The organism is Mycobacterium sp. NGS27 (genome assembly GCF_059813005.1).
In genome coordinates this window covers 224,808-244,452 of the sequence record NZ_JCALDT010000001.1, presented here as the reverse complement: position 1 = coordinate 244,452, position 19,645 = coordinate 224,808, and the positions used below count along the sequence as shown (strand labels likewise).

General features: G+C 67.0%; 18 protein-coding genes and 3 pseudogenes. 5 read left to right on the top strand and 16 right to left on the bottom strand.

Translation table 11 applies throughout. The annotated features are described in order from the left end of the window. Positions 1 to 29: 29 nt before the first annotated feature. Together sodC and AC5Y30_RS01010 are read right to left on the bottom strand one after the other, a co-directional pair. A complete protein-coding gene (gene sodC / locus AC5Y30_RS01015) occupies positions 30 to 647 on the bottom strand; it encodes a superoxide dismutase[Cu-Zn] (RefSeq protein WP_499915531.1) in 618 nt (205 codons plus the stop codon). Positions 648 to 714: 67 nt separating this feature from the next. Then, positions 715 to 1,980, bottom strand: coding sequence for a deoxyguanosinetriphosphate triphosphohydrolase (locus tag AC5Y30_RS01010; RefSeq protein ID WP_499915530.1), 1,266 nt, complete (start codon positions 1,978 to 1,980; stop codon positions 715 to 717). Between the two features lie 88 nt (positions 1,981 to 2,068). Here AC5Y30_RS01010 and AC5Y30_RS01005 point away from each other — a divergent pair, with 88 nt between their 5' ends. Next, positions 2,069 to 4,057: a TPM domain-containing protein gene (locus AC5Y30_RS01005; protein WP_499915529.1), complete on the top strand. Its 1,989-nt coding sequence runs from the start codon at positions 2,069 to 2,071 to the stop codon at positions 4,055 to 4,057. Positions 4,058 to 4,105: 48 nt separating this feature from the next. Here the strand turns inward: AC5Y30_RS01005 and AC5Y30_RS01000 are convergent, their stop codons facing one another. From AC5Y30_RS01000 to AC5Y30_RS00990, 3 genes are all read right to left on the bottom strand, one after another. Continuing rightward, complete coding sequence (locus tag AC5Y30_RS01000; protein ID WP_499915527.1) at positions 4,106 to 4,393, bottom strand: hypothetical protein; 288 nt, start codon at positions 4,391 to 4,393, stop codon at positions 4,106 to 4,108. Between the two features lie 242 nt (positions 4,394 to 4,635). Continuing rightward, complete coding sequence (locus tag AC5Y30_RS00995) at positions 4,636 to 5,865, bottom strand: PPE family protein (RefSeq protein ID WP_499915526.1); 1,230 nt, start codon at positions 5,863 to 5,865, stop codon at positions 4,636 to 4,638. A 230-nt stretch (positions 5,866 to 6,095) separates the two neighbouring features. Next, positions 6,096 to 7,487, bottom strand: a complete 1,392-nt coding sequence (locus AC5Y30_RS00990) for a glycine--tRNA ligase (protein WP_499916697.1) — start codon at positions 7,485 to 7,487, stop codon at positions 6,096 to 6,098. 192 nt (positions 7,488 to 7,679) lie between these two features. Here AC5Y30_RS00990 and AC5Y30_RS00985 point away from each other — a divergent pair, with 192 nt between their 5' ends. Then, positions 7,680 to 8,108, top strand: a complete 429-nt coding sequence (locus tag AC5Y30_RS00985) for an ArsR/SmtB family transcription factor (RefSeq protein WP_499915525.1) — start codon at positions 7,680 to 7,682, stop codon at positions 8,106 to 8,108. A gap of 49 nt (positions 8,109 to 8,157) precedes the next feature. Further along, entirely contained in the window at positions 8,158 to 8,553 is a 396-nt protein-coding gene (locus AC5Y30_RS00980; RefSeq protein WP_499915524.1) for a Fur family transcriptional regulator, read from the top strand. A 4-nt stretch (positions 8,554 to 8,557) separates the two neighbouring features. Here AC5Y30_RS00980 and AC5Y30_RS00975 read toward each other — a convergent pair whose 3' ends face one another. From AC5Y30_RS00975 to recO, 3 genes are read right to left on the bottom strand one after another with little or no spacing between them, the layout of a single operon-like run. Further along, positions 8,558 to 8,986: a hypothetical protein gene (locus AC5Y30_RS00975; protein WP_499915522.1), complete on the bottom strand. Its 429-nt coding sequence runs from the start codon at positions 8,984 to 8,986 to the stop codon at positions 8,558 to 8,560. Further along, positions 8,986 to 9,903, bottom strand: coding sequence for a decaprenyl diphosphate synthase (locus tag AC5Y30_RS00970; RefSeq protein WP_499915521.1), 918 nt, complete (start codon positions 9,901 to 9,903; stop codon positions 8,986 to 8,988). The genes AC5Y30_RS00975 and AC5Y30_RS00970 overlap by 1 nt, the downstream gene beginning before the upstream one ends. Next, positions 9,896 to 10,693 (bottom strand): DNA repair protein RecO, encoded by a 798-nt coding sequence (recO, locus tag AC5Y30_RS00965; RefSeq protein ID WP_499915520.1) that lies wholly within the window; start codon positions 10,691 to 10,693, stop codon positions 9,896 to 9,898. Before recO ends, AC5Y30_RS00970 begins: the two co-directional genes overlap by 8 nt. A 61-nt stretch (positions 10,694 to 10,754) precedes the next feature. Between recO and AC5Y30_RS00960 the strand changes: the two genes are divergently transcribed. Next, positions 10,755 to 12,245: an amidase gene (locus AC5Y30_RS00960; protein ID WP_499915518.1), complete on the top strand. Its 1,491-nt coding sequence runs from the start codon at positions 10,755 to 10,757 to the stop codon at positions 12,243 to 12,245. A gap of 68 nt (positions 12,246 to 12,313) precedes the next feature. Continuing rightward, the gene (locus tag AC5Y30_RS00955) at positions 12,314 to 12,460 is read left to right on the top strand and encodes a hypothetical protein (protein ID WP_499916795.1); all 147 of its coding nucleotides are present in this window, start codon (positions 12,314 to 12,316) and stop codon (positions 12,458 to 12,460) included. Here AC5Y30_RS00955 and era read toward each other — a convergent pair. From era to AC5Y30_RS00915, 8 genes and pseudogenes are all read right to left on the bottom strand, one after another. After that, positions 12,457 to 13,356 carry a GTPase Era gene (era, locus tag AC5Y30_RS00950; protein ID WP_499915516.1) on the bottom strand — a complete coding sequence of 300 codons (900 nt, stop codon included), beginning with the start codon at positions 13,354 to 13,356 and terminating at the stop codon, positions 12,457 to 12,459. The genes AC5Y30_RS00955 and era overlap by 4 nt on opposite strands. Then, positions 13,349 to 14,659 carry a hemolysin family protein gene (locus tag AC5Y30_RS00945; protein WP_499915514.1) on the bottom strand — a complete coding sequence of 437 codons (1,311 nt, stop codon included), beginning with the start codon at positions 14,657 to 14,659 and terminating at the stop codon, positions 13,349 to 13,351. The genes era and AC5Y30_RS00945 overlap by 8 nt, the downstream gene beginning before the upstream one ends. A gap of 87 nt (positions 14,660 to 14,746) precedes the next feature. Continuing rightward, entirely contained in the window at positions 14,747 to 16,042 is a 1,296-nt protein-coding gene (locus AC5Y30_RS00940; RefSeq protein ID WP_499915513.1) for a hypothetical protein, read from the bottom strand. Further along, complete coding sequence (ybeY, locus tag AC5Y30_RS00935) at positions 16,039 to 16,572, bottom strand: rRNA maturation RNase YbeY (RefSeq protein ID WP_499915511.1); 534 nt, start codon at positions 16,570 to 16,572, stop codon at positions 16,039 to 16,041. Before ybeY ends, AC5Y30_RS00940 begins: the two co-directional genes overlap by 4 nt. Positions 16,573 to 16,592: 20 nt before the next feature. Then, positions 16,593 to 16,931, bottom strand: a pseudogene (locus tag AC5Y30_RS00930) (PhoH family protein); the annotation flags it as partial. Between the two features lie 261 nt (positions 16,932 to 17,192). Further along, positions 17,193 to 17,741: pseudogene (locus AC5Y30_RS00925) on the bottom strand (LAGLIDADG family homing endonuclease); the annotation flags it as partial. A gap of 261 nt (positions 17,742 to 18,002) precedes the next feature. Continuing rightward, a pseudogene (locus AC5Y30_RS00920) lies at positions 18,003 to 18,722 on the bottom strand (PhoH family protein); the annotation flags it as partial. Positions 18,723 to 18,777: 55 nt separating this feature from the next. Beyond that, entirely contained in the window at positions 18,778 to 19,626 is an 849-nt protein-coding gene (locus AC5Y30_RS00915; protein WP_499915509.1) for a 16S rRNA (uracil(1498)-N(3))-methyltransferase, read from the bottom strand. Positions 19,627 to 19,645 lie beyond the last annotated feature (19 nt).

The window sequence follows — 19,645 nt, the reverse complement described above, 5'->3', positions numbered from 1 at the left end:
CGGCTCAGTCTAAGGCGCGACGGCGAATGCTAGCCGGTACCGATGACACCGCAGGCGACCCGATCCATCGCGTTCTCGGTGTCCTGGGCGCCGTGCAGCATCAGCGCGGTCTTGTTGCCCGCCAGCAGATCGTCCCGGTTGAACGAATCGGTGGTGGTGACCAGGTATGCCGAGCCATCCTGGCGGACCTCGAGCGACGCGAGGTCGCCGCTTTCGGGCTTACCGGTGTGGCCGGGGGCCTGGTAATGACCGCCGGCGGACAGGAAGTTGCCGGGCGCACCGCCGGTGGGCGCCACCGAGTTCGGCTCGCACTTGCCGATCTCGTGCACGTGCAGGCCGTGGATGCCCGGCGTCAGGATGCCGGGCGCCACCGTCTTGACGGTGACGGTGACATAGCCGCCGGTGAAGTCGAAGGTCGCGGTGGCCGCCGAGCGGCCGTCGGGCGTCTTCAGTTCCGCGTTGAGCGAGCCGCCGGCGGGTGCCGGGGTGGTCGTCTCACCGGACGACGCCGGAGCGCCACTTTTCACCGGAGGCGTGGTGCCCGGTTGGGTGCTCGCGTGCTGCGGTGAACTGCAGGCAGTCATGGCGATGACGGGAAGTCCCATCAAGAACGAGGCCACCAAGGGCGAGCCGCTGAATTTCTTCATGCCGGGCAGCCTAACTCGCGGCGGGTCTGCTGATTCCCGGACCGGACGACTTGATGCCCACCGGCCACTACGGCCGCACCTGGCGGACGTCGATGCGTTCGAGCCGGCCCTCGGTGTACGACGCGATCTGATCGACGATGACCCGCCACCGGCCGGCGTCGTCGGCAGCGGTGTTGAAGGACGCAGCAAAGACCGGGTCGAGCGTTCGTGGCGCCCCGGCATACAGCCAGTGCGCCACCCGGTGGATGCGTTCACGCTGTCCGGCCTGGGTTTCCTGATGCCGCGGATCGGACATGATGAATTGCAGCGCCAGGATTTTCAGTAAGGCGACCTCGGCACGTACCAGGTCGGGAACCTGCAGCTGGGCCCGGTAGCGCACCAGCGGTCCGGCACCGGCCGCCGCGCGGGTGGTGGCGATGGCGGCCGAGGCGAACCTACCGACCAATTCACTGGTCAACCGCTTGAGCGCGACCGACGCCGCCAGCGTGGCGTCGTACTTGCCGACGGCCGCGACCACCGGCAAAGCGGAGAGCCGCCGCGCGGCCGCCATGAGGTCGTCGGCGCGCACTCGCGAAAATTCGGTCTCCCCCAGCGCGGCCAATGCGGCGGCCTCGTCATCGTCGGCAAGCACCCGCAGGTCGATGCGTTGAGACACCACACCGTCCTCGACGTCGTGCACCGAATACGCCACATCGTCGGCCCAGTCCATCACCTGCGCCTCCAGGCACATCCGGCCCTCCGGAGCACCCGCCCGGGCCCAGGCGGCCGGCTCACGGTCGTCGTCGTAGAACCCGAACTTGCGCCGCCCCTCGCCGCGGAACCACGGATACTTGGTGACCGCATCCAGCGATGCGCGCGTCAAATTCAGCCCCGCGCTATTGCCTTGCGCATCAAGGACTTTGGGCTCGAGGCTGGTCAGGATCCGAAAGTTCTGTGCATTGCCCTCGAAGCCGCCATACTCCGTTGCGACCTCATCCAGCGCGTGTTCACCGTTGTGGCCGTACGGCGGGTGGCCGATGTCGTGGGCCAGCCCCGCCAGCTCGACCAGGTCGAGGTCGCAGCCCAGCCCGATCGCCATCCCCCGCCCGATCTGGGCCACCTCGAGCGAGTGCGTCAGCCGGGTGCGCGGTGTGTCACCTTCCCGGGGCCCGACCACCTGGGTCTTGTCGGCCAATCGACGCAATGCGGCGCTGTGCAGAACCCGCGCGCGATCGCGGGCGAAGTCGGTGCGGTGCTGACCCTCGGTACCCGGCAGACCGGCAGTCTTCGGCGCTTCGGCCACCCGTCGCTGACGGTCGAAGTCGTCGTATGGGTCGTGCTGATTCCCGGTCACCGAGGCACAGTCTGCCAGGGATTGCCTGCCGGAGTCCGGCTCGACTCAGGCCTACTGGCCTGCATCGTCGCGGGGCTAGATTGACCCTATGCGCACCGCTCGCCTGATCGCCGTGATCGCGACGATCCTCACCGTCGGCCTCAGCGGCGGGTTGCTGCCGGCGCCGACCGCCGGCGCGCAGCCCCCATTCCGGTTGGCCGACTACATCACCGACCGCGCGGGCGCGCTGTCGGATTCCGGGCGCAGCGCGGTCAACACCGCCCTGAACAAGCTGTACACCGACCGCCACGTCCGGCTGTGGGTGGTCTACGTCGACGACTTCTCCGGGCAGCCCGCCGCAGACTGGGCACGCCGCACCCTGAGCAGTAGCGACCTGGGCGACTACGACGCGCTGCTGGCCGTCGGCACCGTGAGCCGTCAGTACGCCTTCCTGGTGCCGTCCACGATCAAGAGCGTCAACTCGAATCAGGTCGACAAGTTGCGGCGCAACAGCATCGAGCCCGACCTGCACAACGGCGATTGGAGCGGTGCCGCCGTTGCGGCGGCCAACGGGTTGGACACCTCGCCGGGATCGTCGGGCCGAGTGGCCCTGCTGGCCGTGTTGGCGGGCATTCTGCTCGCGCTGACAGTCCTGTTGCTGGTCATGCGTCATCGCGGCAGGCGCCGGCGCGCCGCGGCGTTGGCCGCGGCACGCCGCGTCGATCCCACCGACGCCACCGCGCTGGCCGAGGTGCCGCCGCAGGCACTCGACGATCTCTCCCGCGAACTGGTGGTGGACGTCGACAACGCGATACGCACCAGCGCCAATGAATTGGACCTGGCGGTCGCCGAATTCGGTGAAGACCGCACCCGCCCATTCACGCAGGCGGTGACGAACGCCAAAGCGGCTCTGTCTCAAGCATTCACGATCCGGCAGCAGCTCGACGACGCAATGCCCGAAACCCCCGCGCAGCGCCGCGACCTGCTCACCCGGGTGGTCGTCTCGGCGGCGCGCGCCGACCGCGAACTGGAGTCGCAAACCGAGGCGTTCGAGAAGTTGCGCGATTTGGTGATCAACGCCCCCGCCCGCCTGGACTCGTTGACGCAGCAGTACGTGGAACTCACCACCCGCGTCGCGCCGGCCGAACAACGACTTGCCGCACTGCACAAGGAGTTCAGCGCTGCCGCGCTGACTTCGGTGTCCGGCAATGTCACGACCGCCAAGGAGAGGTTGGCGTTCGCCGACCGCAACATCGGCGCTGCGCGTGAGCTTGCCGCCCACGCCGTCAGCGGACAGCAATCCCCTCTGGTCGACGCCGTGCGCGCCGCCGAGTCGGCGCTCGGCCAAGCGCGCGCGTTGCTCGACGCGGTCGACCACGCGGCGGGCGACATCCAGCACGCCATCGACCGGCTGCCGTCGGCGATGACCGACATCCAGAACGACATCACGCGCGCAGACGAACTGCGGCACAAGACATCGAACCTCAAAACCGCGCACGCCAGCGATCTGGCCGCGGCGCGCGACGCGGCCATCAGGGCCGTCGAAAGCGCACGAGCCGGTGCTTCGGACGATCCGCTGGGTGAATTCGGACAGCTGACCAAGGCCGACGCGAACCTCAATGGGCTACTCGCCACGCTGGCCCAGGAGCAGGCCGCCGCCGAACAGCTGAACCGGTCATTGGAGCAGGCGTTGTTCACCGCGCAGTCGCGAGTGCGTGCGGTGTCGGACTACGTCGACACGCGTCGGGGCAGCATCGGTCCCGAGGCGCGCACCCGGCTGGCCGAAGCCAAGCGGCACCTCCAAGCCGCACAAGACAAACGATCAACACTCCCGACCGAGGCGATCGCGCACGCGAATGCGGCGTCGACGCTGGCTGCCACGGCGCAGTCCCTGGCCAACGACGACGTGCAACTGGCGCAGCGCGCCTACCTGGGCCGCGGCGGCAGCGACATGGGTGCGATGCTCGGCGGCATCATCATCGGCAACGTCCTGGCCGGAGGGATGCGGGGTGGATTCGGCGGCTGGAGCCCGACCTCGTTCGGCGGCAGCCCAAGTGCGTCCGGCGGCGGCTTCATGGGTGGCGGCGGCCGCTTCTGAGCAGCGCCGGACATCGGCGCTCGCAACGGCTTTGGGTTTTCTCCGGTCTCAACCAGCTGCCGGGGAATGCGGTATCACGCCCGGTTTCCGCGGCATCGTGTCGCCCTCCCGCCCGCTGCGCGCTCCTTCTGTAGCCGCAGCCGGGCGGCCATCGTCGGGCGTATCTTCGGGAGGTTCGGGGTCGATTTCCGGCTTCGGCGCCCAATGGTCGTAGTCGTCTGGCGGGACGACGACGCCCCACCTGAGCGGGACCGACAGACCGCCGAGCATGCCGGACTCACCGCGAACTGCCGACACCGTGTCATCCGGCAACGGCGAACGGAGAGGCAAAAGCACCCCTGCCCCCTTCCACAGCCGATCAGAGCGTTCGGGCGCTGTGGCGAATCGAATTCACACCCACCGGCTCACATCGTAAGACAAACAGAAGGAAAAAAGCGGAGTTGCCGATTTTGCTAGGAACGTCAGACGATTTCCGCGTCGCGACGCAATGCACGTTGCGGCGCATGTTGACAAATCCAAGAATGCATATTCTCGCCGCTTTGCACAATATCCACGCCTGCAACAGCAGCACCGTCGCGTTATCCGCCCCGGCCGCGTGGAACCACTTTGGGACGAGACCTCACCACCTGCGCCCTGGTCCCGCGGTCCTCACCCTTGGGGCGCTTCTCGTCCACGGGCATCGCCGCCATCGGCGCGCCGTTGCCCGACCCCGCGGCTGCCGCCCCAACCGGCGCGCCAGAGCCCACACCCGACATCGCAGGAGCGGCGATGTAAGCCGGCATCGACCCTTCCCACTCGGCGGGCACCGACAACGCCCCGACGAATCGCGCGCCGCCCAGCCCCGCCGTCGCAACGCCCAGGGCGCCCAACCCCCCACCGGCCAACGGCTGCAGGTCGGTTAACGCGCTACCCGCGCTATGGGGCGCGCTGAGGGGGACGCTGGTGGCACCGGCAAACGCCGGCGCCGGCGACGGCGTCGGCGTGGGTGCCGCCGCCGGGCCGGCGCTTTGCGCGAGCGTCGCCATGGGCGTCATCAACGCGGTTGCCGGGTAGGCCGCGGCCTGCGCGGCGGTCGTCAATCCGGCCACCGGCGTCGACGAAAGCAGCGACGTCAAGGACGAGATTGCCGGCGAGAGCGCCGAAAACACCGACTGCAGCTGGGAGGTGAACGCGGTGCCCAGCGAGGACAAGCCCTGGAAGAACTGCGACGCAAAATTCAGGGGTGCGGTCACCAATCCGGCCAGGTCCGCCACATCCGCGGACGGTGCGCCCTCCCCGAGGGCCGCGGGTGGCACGCCGAAATTCGGCAATGCCTGGGCCATTGATTGCGCCCCGGCCTGATAGCCCAACATCGCGGCCACATCCTGCGCCCACATCTCGACATACTCGAGCTCGGTCTGCGCGATCGCCGCGGTGTTCACGCCCAAAAAGTTCGTCGCTATCAAGACGAGCAGCCGGGTCCGGTTCGCCAGCACCGCCGGCAGCGGCACCGTCGCCACCAGAGCCCCCTCGTAAGCCAGGGCCGCCATCCGGGCCTGCAGTGCCGCCACCTCTGCCTGTGCCGCAGCAAGGAGCAGCCATTCCACGTACGGGGCCGCGGCCGCGGTCATCGACGTCGACGACGGGCCCAGCCAGGGACCGCTGGCCAGATCCGAAATCACGGTGTTGAACGACGATGCCGAGGAGGACAGCTCGGCGGCCAGCCCATCCCACGCCGAGGCCGCCTCGAACAGGGGTCCGGCCCCCGGACCGCCAACTATCAAGGCCGAGTTGATCTCGGGAGGGAAGAACACAAACGCGGGAATCAATCGCAAACCCCAACCGACCGAGTCAACGGCCGCTGCCCTGGGCGGCTCGATGTCCACCCGCGGCCATTAGCCACCAAACTTTTGCCCAGTAGGGGATCTTAAGGCACCCATGCGGGAAAGGCCGAATCTTATACAACCTTATTTCGCGACACCCGGCGCCAGTGACGACGCATCGCCACGCTGGCGCGACGACCCGTTGCGCCGAACAGAAATCGTCAAAGACGACACGATCAACAGCCCTTGAGGCGCACCGCCAAATACTCGGAGACGGCATTCATCGCGACCCGTTCCTGGGACATGTCGTCGCGCTGGCGCACGGTCACGGCGTTGTCCTCGAGTGAGTCGAAATCCACCGTCACGCAGAACGGTGTGCCGATCTCGTCCTGGCGCCGGTAACGTCGCCCGATCGCGCCGGCATCGTCGAAATCGATATTCCACGATTTGCGTAACTCGGCGGCTAAGTCTCGCGCTTTGGGGCTCAAGTCGGCGTGGCGGGACAGCGGAAGCACCGCAGCCTTGACCGGAGACAGGCGCGGGTCGAGCCGCAGCACCGTGCGTTTCTCCATCTTGCCCTTGGCATTCGGGGCTTCGTCCTCCACGTACGCGTCGATCAAGAACGCCATGAACGACCGCGTCAGGCCGGCGGCCGGCTCGATGACATACGGCGTGTACCGGGTGTCGGTGACCTGGTCGTAGAACGACAGGTCCACGCCGGAATGCTTTGCGTGCGTCGACAAGTCGAAATCGGTGCGGTTGGCGACACCTTCCAGCTCGCCCCAGGGATTACCGGCGAAACCGAACTTGTACTCGATATCGACGGTGCGATCGGAGTAGTGCGACAGCTTGTCGGCCGGATGTTCAAATAACCGCAAGTTCTCCGGGTCGATGCCCAGCTCGACATACCATTGCAGCCGGGCATCGATCCAGTATTGATGCCATTCCTTCGCGGTCGATGGCTCGACGAAGAACTCCATTTCCATTTGTTCGAACTCACGGGTCCGGAAAATGAAGTTGCCCGGGGTGATCTCGTTGCGAAAACTCTTGCCGATCTGGCCGATACCGAACGGCGGCTTCTTGCGCGCGGTCGTCACCACGTTGGCGAAGTTGACGAAGATGCCCTGCGCGGTCTCCGGGCGCAAATAGTGCAGGCCTTCCTCGGTCTCGATCGGACCCAGGTAGGTCTTGAGCATCATGTTGAACTCGCGGGGCTCGGTCCACTGACCCGGCTCGCCGGTCTCTGGGTCGCGGATATCGGCTAGGCCGTTGGGCGGCGGGTGCCCGTGTTTGGCCTCGTAGGCCTCGATGAGATGGTCGGCGCGATAGCGCTTGTGGGTGATCAACGACTCGACCAGCGGGTCGTGGAAGACCTCGACGTGGCCGGAGGCGACCCACACCTGCCGCGGCAAGATGATCGATGAATCCAGGCCCACGACGTCGTCGCGACCGCTGACCACCGAGCGCCACCACTGCCGCTTGATGTTCTCCTTGAACTCCACCCCCAGCGGACCGTAGTCCCACGCCGACCGGGTGCCGCCGTAGATCTCCCCGGAGGGAAACACGAAGCCGCGCCGTTTGGCCAGGTTCACTACGGTGTCGATGACGGACGCCACGGGGCGGTGCACTCCCTTTCCGGGGTTGGATGGGCACACGCGGGGATCAACCCCGGTGCGCAGAGCATCAGTCATGGTAACGATCGACGCGACGGTCTTTGACATGCGTCATCATGCATGTGACAGTGGATGGCAGCCGATAACGACATTCAATGGCGGATACTTTTCCCACTACCTGGCACTTCTCGAGGTGATGCCGCTCCCATGATGACGTCCCCGTCACCTTCTGCCTCGATGCCGGCCGCCGACGACGGCGACGCCGACCTGGGCGTGGTCGGCCACGACCCCGACGCGCTCGGCGCCGGTGGGCACTCCGGTTCGGCCGCCTACCCCGTGCCGCCGCCGCGGGACATCCTCGATGCCGCCGGTGAGCTGTTGCGTGCGTTGGCAGCGCCCGTGCGTATCGCCATCGTGTTGCAATTGCGCGAGTCCCATCGCTGCGTCCACGAGCTGGTCGATGCGCTCGGCGTGCCCCAGCCGCTGGTCAGCCAGCATCTGAAGATTCTCAAGGCCGCCGGCGTGGTCGCCGGGGAGCGATCCGGCCGCGAGGTGCTGTATCGGCTCGCCGATCATCACCTCGCGCACATCGTGGTGGACGCCGTCGCGCACGCCAGTGAGGAACCGCGCCAATGACCCGCGCCAGCGACGATGCAGCGCGAAGCAATGAGAAGGAGTGGCGCCAATGAGCGGGGTCAGCGTCCGCTCCACCCGGCAGCGTGCGGCCATCTCCACGCTGCTGGAGACGCTCGACGAGTTCCGCTCGGCCCAAGAGCTGCATGACGAGCTGCGCCGCCGCGGCGAGAACATCGGCCTGACCACCGTTTACCGGACGCTGCAGTCGATGGCCACGGCCGGAATGATCGACACGCTGCGCACCGACACCGGTGAGTCGGTCTACCGCAGGTGTTCCGAGCACCATCACCACCACCTGGTCTGCCGCAGCTGCGGCGCCACCATCGAGGTGGGCGATCACGAGGTCGAGGAGTGGGCGGCGGAAGTGGCCGCCAAACATGGTTTCTCAAACGTCAGCCACACGATCGAAATCTTCGGTACCTGTTCGGATTGCAACGGCCGATAGCCGACTACGCCATCAGTGTCCGGCGTATCCCGGCGCCGGTGTCCAGCACCAACAGGATCAGCGTCCGCAGGGCATCGTCGGTCAGGCCGCCGCCGGGAAAGTTGTAGCGCAGCATCACGTCGGCGGTTTTCGACGCGCGCTTGCTCGAATTACGTTGCACAGCCTTCTCATTGAGCTTCTCGATCAGGGTCACGCTGCCGAAATTGCTGTCGCGCGCCTGCGCGGCCACCTGCTCGCCGACCTTCTTGGTGAGCGGCAGATCCCACGCCAGGATCTGGGTGAGCGACACCAAATCGAGGCCCTCGGCGATGTTCACCACGCGCAACGAGGCGATGGTGCCGTCGTGGCGCACCGTCACCGCGCCGTCCGGCTCCTCCTCGAGGGGAAGGACGTCGCCGAGTATCGAAGCCAGGCGTTCCTGCAACGACGGCATTATGCGCTCCCGAATCTGCGGTTACGAGAAGCGTATTCCTCACACGCCGCCCATAGGTCGCGGCGGTCGTAGTCGGGCCACAGCTTGTCCTGAAATACGTACTCGGCGTAGGCCGCCTGCCACAGCATGAAGTTGCTGGACCGGTGCTCCCCCGAGGTTCGCAAAAACAAGTCCACGTCGGGAATGTCGGGTCGCTGCAGGTGCTGCGTCACGGTTGACTCGGTGATGCGCTCGGGGTTCAGTCTGCCCGCGGCCGCCAGGCGCGCGATTTCCTTTGTGGCGTCGGCGATTTCGGCGCGCCCGCCGTAGTTGACGCAGTAGTTCACGGTGATGACGTCGTTGTCCTTCGTCATATCCTCCGCGATGGCCAACTCCTTGATCACGCTGCGCCACAGGCGCGGCCGCGAACCCACCCACCGGATCTTGACCCCGATGGTCTTCAGATTCACGCGGCGCATGCGCACCACGTCGCGGTTGAACCCCATCAGGAAGCGGACCTCCTCGGGGGAACGCTTCCAGTTCTCCGTGGAGAAGGCGTAAAGGCTGAGCCATTTGATGCCGAGTTCGATTGCACCGCAGACGATGTCGATGACTACCGCCTCGCCCGCCTTATGGCCGTCGGTGCGGGTCAGGCCCTGCTGGGTGGCCCAGCGGCCGTTGCCGTCCATCACGATGGCCACATGATTGGGCAGTCGGGCGGCCTCGATTCTGGGCGGTGCCGCCTTGGAGATGTGCTGCGGTGGCCGGCACGGCCCCCCGTCGGGGGCCGGCGGCAGGTCCGGAAAGACGACCGGCCAGGTCGACTTGTCGGGAAACACCGGATAGTCGTCCGGAGCGGGGGGCAGCTGCGGGAAATCGGCTGACGCCGTGGCGGACTCGGACTTTCGACCCGAGCCGCCGGCCCAGAGTTTAGCCACAGTCCATATCCTGCCCGATCAGCGCCGCGCGCTGGTCGGCGATGGTGCGATCGACGTGATACGTCCGTTCCACGAGCGGCAGCGTCTTGAGCTGGCGCTCCAAATGCCACTGCAGGTGCGCGGCCACCAGGCCGCTGACGTAGTTGCGGTGCGATTGCGGCGTTTTTTCGGCGAAGTCCCAATCGCCGTCGTGGAGCGCGGACATCAGGTCCAGCACCCCCGGGGGCGGCGTCGTCGAACCGGCCGGGCGGCAGTGCGTGCAGACGCTACCGCCGGCGCCGACGTGAAATGCCCGGTGTGGGCCGGGCGTGGCGCACCGGGCGCACTCGCCCAGCGCCGGTGCCCATCCGGCGATGCCCATCGCGCGCAACAGGTAGGCGTCCAGAAGGAGGCCCCTGGACCGGCGGCCGTCGGCCACCGCCCGCAACGCGCTCACCGTGAGCCCGTGCAGGGCCGGGGCGGGCGCCCGCTCCTCGCCGGCGAGGCGCTCGGCGGTTTCCAGCATGGCGCAGCCACAGGTGTAACGGCCGTAGTCGTTGACGATGTCGGTGGCGAACGCGTCGATGGAGACGACCTGGGTGACGATGTCGAGGTTGCGGCCGGGATGTAGTTGCACGTCGATGTGCGCGAACGGCTCCAGCCGGGCACCGAATTTGCTGCGGGTGCGGCGCACGCCCTTGGCGACCGCGCGGACCAGTCCATGATCACGAGTAAGCAAGGTGACGATCCGGTCGGCTTCGCCGAGCTTGTGCTGGCGCAACACAACAGCTCGGTCTCGGTATAGCCGCATCACAATAGTTTTGCACCCCGCCGCGACATTACGGGTATCCGCGCCGTTAGTCTCGTACCCCGTGATCGGCGCTTCGGGGTTGGGTTCCGGGTCCATTTCCGGATCGGGCCACCGGCGCCTGCCCACACTCACTGACCTGCTCTATCAGCTGGCCAGCCGCTCGGTGACATCCACCACCCTGGTGGGTCGCTCCCTGCACGCCATTCACGCCAGCCAGCCCACACTGAACGCCTTCCGGGTGGTGCTCACCGAGTCGGCGCTGGCCGACGCCGCGGAAGCCGACCGGCGGCGCGCGGCCGGGGACACCGCCCCCCTCCTGGGGATCCCGATCGCCGTGAAAGACGACGTCGACGTTGCCGGGGTGCCCACCGCCTTCGGGACCGAGGGGTCGGTCCCGAAGGCCACGCACGACGCCGAGGTGGTGCGCCGTCTCAAAGCGGCCGGTGCCGTCATCGTCGGCAAGACCAACACCTGCGAGCTCGGCCAATGGCCGTTCACCAGCGGGCCCGGCTTCGGGCATACCCGCAACCCGTGGTCGCGCCGGCACACCCCCGGCGGATCGTCGGGCGGCAGTGCCGCGGCGGTGGCGGCGGGCCTGGTCACCGCCGCGATCGGCTCCGACGGCGCCGGCAGCATCCGCATCCCGGCGGCGTGGACGCATCTGGTGGGCATCAAGCCGCAGCGTGGACGCATCTCGACCTGGCCGTTGCCGGAGGCGTTCAACGGCATCACGGTCAACGGCGTGCTGGCCAGGACCGTGGCCGATGCGGCGTTGGTGCTCGACGCCGCGTCCGGCAACGTCAACGGCGACCGGCACAAGCCGCCGCGGATTACCGCGTCCGACTACGTGGGCAAAGCGCCCGGCCCGCTGAACATCGCGCTGTCCACCCGCTTCCCGTTCACCGGCTTCCGGCCGAAGCTGCACCCGGAGATCCTGGCCGCGACACGAGTCGTCGGCAAGCAACTCGAACTGCTCGGCCATACCGTGGTGTCCGGCAACCCGGACTACGGCGTGCGGCTGTCCTGGGACTTTCTCGCCCGGTCCACCTCGGGCTTGCGGGACTGGGAGGAGCGGCTGGGCGACGGTGTCGTGCTGGATCCCCGCACTCTGTCCAATCTGCGCTTGGGCGCCGTACTGGGACAGGCGATCTTGCGCAGTGCGCGCCGCCACGAAGTGGAAGACCAGCGGCGGGTGGGTTCGATCTTCGACATCGTCGACGTCGTGTTGGCGCCGACCACCGCCCAACCGCCGCCACTGGCGCGCGCCTTCGACCGGCTGAGCGGCTTCGGCACCGACCGCGCCATGATCGCGGCGTGCCCGCTGACGTTCCCGTGGAACGTCCTGGGCTGGCCGTCGATCAACGTTCCGGCCGGCTTCACCTCCGACGGCTTGCCGATCGGTGTGCAGCTGATGGGTCCGGCGAACAGCGAGGGCATGCTGATTTCGCTGGCCGCCGAGCTGGAAGCCGTCTGCGGATGGGTTAGCCAACAGCCGCAGTCGTGGTGGGACCAGACCACAGACGCTCCCGGCGCCTCCGCAACCAACGGCTGACGTGCCAGGGCGCGTTTTCGCAGGTGTCGCCGCGAATTAGCCGCCGCCAGCGGGGGTATCCGTTGGCGATGGACCAGTCGACCGCTCCCCTGCTCGATGCGCTGGCCGATTGTCGGGCCAAGAATCGCTACGGGTTTACACCGCCGGGTCACCGCGACATGAGCGTGCGCACCGACACTCACATGGTCCACGCGCTGGTCGGATGTGAACCCTAAAACCCAAGTCGGCCAAGCTGTTTGGGGTCGCTCTGCCAATTCTTGGCGACCTTGACCCGCAGGTCGAGGTAAACCTTGGTACCCAGCAGCTTCTCGATCTGGGCGCGCGCGGCGGTCCCGACCTCGCGCAGCCGGGCGCCACCCTTGCCGATGACGATCCCCTTCTGGCTGTCGCGTTCGACGTAGAGCAGGGCGTGGACGTCGATCAGGTCGTCACGGTCCGCCCGCGGATTGACCTCGTCGATGACCACCGCCAACGAGTGCGGCAGCTCGTCACGAACGCCTTCGAGCGCGGCCTCGCGAATGAGCTCGGCCATCAGGACTTCTTCGGGTTCGTCGGTCAGCTCACCGTCGGGGTAGTACGCCGGCCCGGGCGGCAAAGCGGCGGCCAGCACGTCGATCAAGATGTCGACCTGCGCCCCGGTCAGCGCCGACACCGGGACAATCTCGGCGGAGTCACCGACCAACTCGCTGACCGCCACCAGCTGCGCGGCTACCCGGTCTCTGGGCGTCTTGTCGATCTTGGTGACGATCGCGACCAGAGTCGTCCTCGGCGCGGTCGAACGGATCTGTTCGACGATCCAACGGTCCCCCGGACCGATCGCTTCGTCGGCCGGAATGCACAGCCCGATCACGTCGACTTCGGAATAGGTGTCGCGCACAAGGTCGTTCAACCGCTGGCCCAGCAGCGTGCGCGGGCGGTGCAGGCCCGGCGTGTCGACCAGGATGATCTGAAAGTCGTCTCGATGCACGATGCCGCGGATGGTGTGCCGGGTGGTCTGTGGCCGCATCGAGGTGATCGCGACCTTGCTCCCGACGAGCGCGTTCGTCAGCGTCGATTTCCCGGTGTTGGGGCGGCCCACCAAACATACGAAGCCGGAACGGAATTCAGTCATGCTGCCCGGGTTCCTCGCCATTGGATGAATCGCCTGGGTCGACCGGGCTGAGCAGCACGGTGCTGATCCGCACCCGCCCGCGGTGATCGGCGCCGCCTTCGGCCCGTAGCCGCAGGCCGTGCGAAACGACCTCGGCGCCCGGCAGCGGTACCCGGCCCAATTCCAGTGCGAGCAAGCCGCCCACGGTGTCGACGTCGAGATCGTCGTCGAACTCCACGTCATACAGCTCGCCCAGGTCTTCGATCGGCAACCGCGCTGAAACCCGGAAGCGCTTGTCGCCCAGGTCTTCGACCGGCGCCGTCTCCGCCTCGTCGTACTCGTCGGCGATCTCACCGACGATTTCCTCCAGCACGTCCTCGATACTGACCAGGCCGGCGATCGCGCCGTACTCGTCGACGAGAAGAGCCATGTGGTTGCGGTCGCGCTGCATTTCGCGCAGCAGCGAGTCCAGAGGTTTGGAGTCCGGCACGAAGACCGCCGGACGCATCACCTTCGACACCGGCGGGGTCCGGCCGCCGTCGCCAGACAGAACCGTCTGCTGGACAAGGTCTTTCAAATACACGACGCCAACGATGTCATCGACGTTCTCGCCGATCACCGGGATGCGGGAATGGCCGCTGCGCACCGCCAAGTTGATGGCCTGGCTGGCGAACTTGTCGCTTTCGATCCAGATCATCTCGGTGCGCGGCACCATCACCTCGCGGGCCGGGGTGTCACCGAGTTCGAAGACCGACTGGATCATCCTGCGCTCTTCGGCCGCGACCACGCCCCGCTGCTGGGCCAGATCGACGACTTCGCGCAGTTCGATCTCCGAGGCGAACGGCCCGTTCCGCAGGCCGCGGCCCGGAGTCACCGCGTTACCCAGCACCACCAGCAACCGGCTGATCGGCATCAGCAGCCACGAGATCGCTTGCAGCGGAAGCACTGTCGTCAGCGCGATGGAGTAGGCGTTCTGCCGGCCGAGGGTGCGTGGCCCCACCCCCATGACGACGAAGCTGGTCACCACCATGATGGCGGCCGCGCCGAACAATCCCCACTTCAGCCCGAAGTTGTCGTAGAGAAACACCACCAGCAGTACGGTCGCCGTGATCTCGCAGGCGATCCGCAGCAGCACCACCAGGTTGATGTAGCGCGGCCGTTCCGACATCACCTTGGACAACGCCACCGCGCCGGGCCGCTCGTCGCGCACCAACTCCTGAACCCGGGCCAGCGACACCGTGCTGATGGCCGCGTCGATCGCCGCGAATAGCCCGCCCAGGGCGATCAGTGCGACTGCACCGAGCAGCTCAGACCAGCCCGTCAATTGTTGACATACCTCGACTTGGTCACTGACTCCCCTGTGGCTTTGACCCGCGGCATGGCGGTTTGCCGGTGCCCAGACCGGCGCGCGCTAGGTGTCAGCCTTTTGCTCCTCAGCCTTCTGCTCCTCAGCTCTTTGCTCCTCGCTGCGATTCCGGCGGTTGAGCAGCCAGGCGATCAGGCCCACCACTACCGCAAACCCGCCGAAGCGCAGCGGCAGGGTCCACCCGGATTGGTGGGGCAGGCCGGGCTCCTGGTGGTGGACGGCCAGCAACACCAAGAAGCTGCCGTCGTCGGTCGGCCCGACGCCCGGGGTCGGCTGGGTCTTGATCACCCTGATCTGGGCGGGGGCGCTGCTGGAGTTGTCGATTTGCCCCCAGGCCAGCGTGGAGTCGTCGAGCAGGAAGGTGTCCTGGCCGCCCGCGGGCTGGCCGCCGTCGTGACCCACCACCGCCACGTGGCCCACTTCGACGATCTCGCCCTTGGCGGGAACGGACACCGTGACGTTCTCGTAGAGCTTCGGCGGCGCCGGCTTGCGGTCCGGTGCCGTCGCGCCGTTGGGTTCGTTCGGCGGTATCGAACCCCCGCCGTAGAAGCTGCCCGCCGCGACGTAGCTGTCGCTGACCGCGGTGAACGGGACGACGCCGACGGTGCTGGCGTCGAGCACCATGCGCGCTCCGCGCGGCAAATACGCCTCCTGGTAGGCGCCGTTGTAGAAGTAGCGGAACGTAACCGGCTGACTGAGCGGGTTGTAGATCGTCGGACGGCGGTAGGCGTCGTCGTAGTCGAGATAGTCCCAGTGGCGCGGCCGGATGAACTTCTGATCGTCAACCTTGAGGATGTCGACGTTGTCCCGGTGCGACGTCACGACGTTCTGCACCTGCTGGTTGAAATCAGCCGGGGTGGGCGGCTTCGGCGGGTTGGCGGGGTCGACTCGCGTCGGCGGTGCGGCCTTGGCCGCCGCGATCGCCAGCGACGGCGCATCCAGCCCCCGTGGGGGCGCCACCACCGGGGCGTTGCGTGGTGCGTCCGGGCCAGGCGGATTGATCTCCACCACCGGGACGGGGTTCTGACCGGAATTCGGCGGCGGGAGTACCAGCGGGCCCTCCACCGGCGACGGGAGGGGGGGCGGCTCGTAAACCGGAACGGGGACGTGCGGAACCGGTGAGGGCGCGTTGCTCGGGGGCCCTTGCACGCCGTGACGGTCCTCGTTGCACACGTTCGCCGTGTGGTAGGCGTTCACGTAGAACATGCAGTGCTCGCAGGCAACGGGGTTCGATCCCGCACCCGCGCACGGGGCCGCCCGCGCCTCGGTGTCGGTGGTGACCCACACCGGCAACGGTGCGAACGCGATGGCGGCTGCCGCTAGAATCTTGAGTGACCTCAATTGTCGAAATACCTTGATTCGTCGAGCAATTGGCGGTCCCGCTCCTGTTGGCGGTCCTGATGGTAGGCCTCGACCTGATCGGCGACCCATTCTTCGAGCAGCCGGTCCTGCAAGGCGAACATCTCTTTCTCCTCGTCCGGCTCGGCATGGTCGTAGCCGATCAGATGAAGCACGCCGTGGATGGCCAGCAGCGCCAGCTCGTGCCCCAGACTGTGGCCCGCCGAGGCGGCCTGACCGGCCGCGAATTCCGGGCACAGCACGATGTCGCCCAGCATCGAGGGACCCGGCTCGGGGGCGTCCGGTCGCCCACCGGGCTCGAGCTCGTCCATCGGGAAGCTCATCACGTCGGTCGGGCCGGGCAGGTCCATCCAGCGCATGTGCAGGTCGGCCATTGCTGCGGTGTCCAGCAGCACCATCGACAGCTCGGCAGCCGGGTTGACGTCCATCTTGGCGATGACGAACCGCGCGACGCTGATCAGTTCGGCCTCAGAGACGTCGATACCCGATTCGTTGGATACCTCAATGCTCATAGAACCCACTCACCGCACCATCATCGACGACCACGCGAGCCCGCCGCCCGCCGCGACGCCCGGTTCATCGTCAGGCCGGGCTCTTCAAACTTCGCATAGGCGTCGACGATCTCGGAGACCAGGCGGTGGCGGACCACATCCACACTGGTCAGCTCCGCGACATGGATGTCATCCACGCTGTCCAGGATTTCCATCGCCGAGCGCAGGCCCGACTTGGCGCCGCCCGGAAGGTCGACCTGCGTGATGTCACCGGTGACAACGATCTTCGAGCCGAAGCCGAGTCGGGTGAGGAACATCTTCATCTGCTCGGCGGTGGTGTTCTGCGCCTCGTCGAGCACGATGAACGCGGAGTTCAAGGTGTTATGCGTCAGCAAGAAATCTTCGGTGACATACAGCGAATCTGCGGCTGCGACCTGGATGCACACTGCCTCCTCGGTGCCCGCCGGTTCGATCCGATCGACGAAACGTATGGGCCGACCGCCACCGGTCAGGTCATATTTCGCGGCCTTACGGGCCAGCCGGAATGGCATAAGCCCGTCCGGAAGCCGGAGGTCCAGGATGTATGCGTCCGAGCGGTGATGCACCTGCCTACCTCGAGCAAGTCCGGACTTTCGCCCGTCGGCACGTCTGGTGCGCCAGTAAACGACCCCGCCGAGTGACTGAATCAGGAACACCACATCATCGCGGAGCCGAGCCGACACCGTGGTGAATTGGACCCGGCATGTTCGTCCCTGCTGGGTGACCGGGCCTCCATCCGAGTCAAGGAGCCCTTGCAACAAAGCCAGCCGCACATCGGGCGAGTTGATGAGGTAATCCCGAGGAATAAATTTCGTGGAGGACCGCTTACCGGCTAGACCCAGCTGGCGAAGAGCGCTGGTAACTGGGTTCTCTCGGCCGGCAATTTCGTGACGACACCGGTTCAGGATGTAATCCACAGCCGACTTGCGTCGTACTTCGATGCCGGGAATCAGACGTTCGAGGGATTCGGCAAGTTCGGGGTCCGTCGTCGCGAACGAGGGCGTCGTTGCGCACGTGAGGCACCCGTCACCTAGCAGCAGACCCAGAGCATACGGATCGAGGGGCACGGGTCGGGTTTCGAAATTCGCCGGCGAACTCAACAGCGGCAACTCGTAGCGGTGATAGTGAGCGGCACGAAGGTTGCCGATCATCTCCTTCGTTTGGAGCACACGGGCAGGCCTGTTACGCCGCCTGTCTGATCGTGTGTAGACCGACCAAAGATGATCACCGGATGCGAGCGTCGAGGAACCATCTTGCGTTGAAACCCGATAGATTTCCTTGAAGCCCTGCGGATAAACACCCAAAACCTCCGTGGGTCGGCCATCAGAACCGATCACGAAATCCCCTACCCGCAGTTGACCGATCGGTTGAAAACCGTTCGGAGTCAACACTTTGGTGAACACCGGTTGAGCTCGCCCGCGCATGTACGCCAGCGGCGCCACCTCGATGACTCCGGCCGACATCAGCTTGGGGATCAGTTCGGGGTCCATCATGTCGTACAGGGCGTCATACAACGGCCGCAGATACGGATCGATCTTCTCGCTGAGCGTGCCGGGCAGAAAGCCAAGGCGCTCACCGGCTTCCACGGCGGGGCGGGTCAAGATGATGCGGCTGACCTGTTTGGTCTGCAGGGCGTTGACCGCCTTGGCCATTGCCAGATACGTCTTGCCGGTGCCGGCCGGGCCGACCCCGAAGACGATGGTGTTGGCGTCGATGGCGTCGACGTAGCGCTTCTGGTTGAGCGTCTTGGGCCGGATCGTCTTCCCGCGCCGCGACAACACGTCCAGCGTCAGCACTTCGGCCGGTGACTCGTTGTCGGTGCCGGCCAGCATGGCGACGCTGTGCCGAACCACCTCCGGGGTCAGCGGCTGACCGCCCGCAACGATGGCCACCAGTTCGGAGATCACCCGCTCGGCGAGCGCGACGTCGGCGGGCTCGCCGGCGAGGGTGACCGCGTTGCCGCGCACGTGCAGGTCGGCATTCAGGCTGCGCTCCAGGGCCCGCAGGTTCTGGTCCGCCGAACCCAACAAGCCCATCACGACATCGGGCGGAACATCGATGCTGCTGCGAACCTGAGCAGAGTCCGGGACGGCTCCGGCTGCGTCAGCAGCGCTGGTCTCGCGGGGTGTCACGTGGCTCTCGATGCCTGCTTTCTCGGCTTGTCGGCGGTTGTTGGGCCGTCTCAGTCTACGCCGAAGGCCCGGTTTGGTCAGTGTTGCGCAACGTACTCGACGGCGCGCCGGTGTCGCGAATCTGCTGCGAAACGCCGTTTGCCGGCACCTCGCCGGGCTGATTCCAGCGCCGGGTCAGCACGCCGAGCGCGCCCAAGGCCACCGCCGCGGCGGTCGACGTCCGCAGCACCTGGGGACCGAGCCGCACCGCCGCCGCGCCCGCGCCGGACAACGCCGCCATCTCGTCCTCGGCGATCCCGCCTTCTGGACCGACCAGCAGCAGCAGCGATTTCGCTTGTGCCAGCTCGATATCCGCGAGTCGTTCGGTGGCCGACTCGTGCAAGGCCAGCGCCGTCGCTCCGGCGGCCACCTCGTCGCGGATCCGCAGCGTCAGCTCCCCGGTGGACAACACACCGTCGACCGGCGGGATGTGCGCCCGGCGGGATTGCCGGGCCGCCGACCGGACGACGGCACGCCATCGGCGCAAGCCCTTTTCGACCCGATTGCCCTGCCAGTTGGCCACGCATCGGGCGGCCTGCCACGCCACGAACGCGTCGGCGCCGGCCTCGGTGGCCAGCTCGATGGCCAGCTCCGAACGCTCCGACTTCGGCAGCGCCTGCACCACCGTCACCGGCGGGGACCCCGGCGCGACGCTCCAGCGCTCGAGCACCCGTGCCCGCAACCCGTCGCGCCCGGCATGTTCCACCTCGCAGTGGGCCAGGGCTCCGGCGCCGTCGCCGAGAACGAGCCGCTCGCCGGGACGGATCCGCCGCACGGTGGCGGCGTGGAATCCCTCGTCACCGCCCAGTACGGCGAGCGAGCCGGGCTCGGGCAGATCGTCGAGGTAAAACAGGGTCGCGACCATGTGCGCGCTTCCGGGCGCC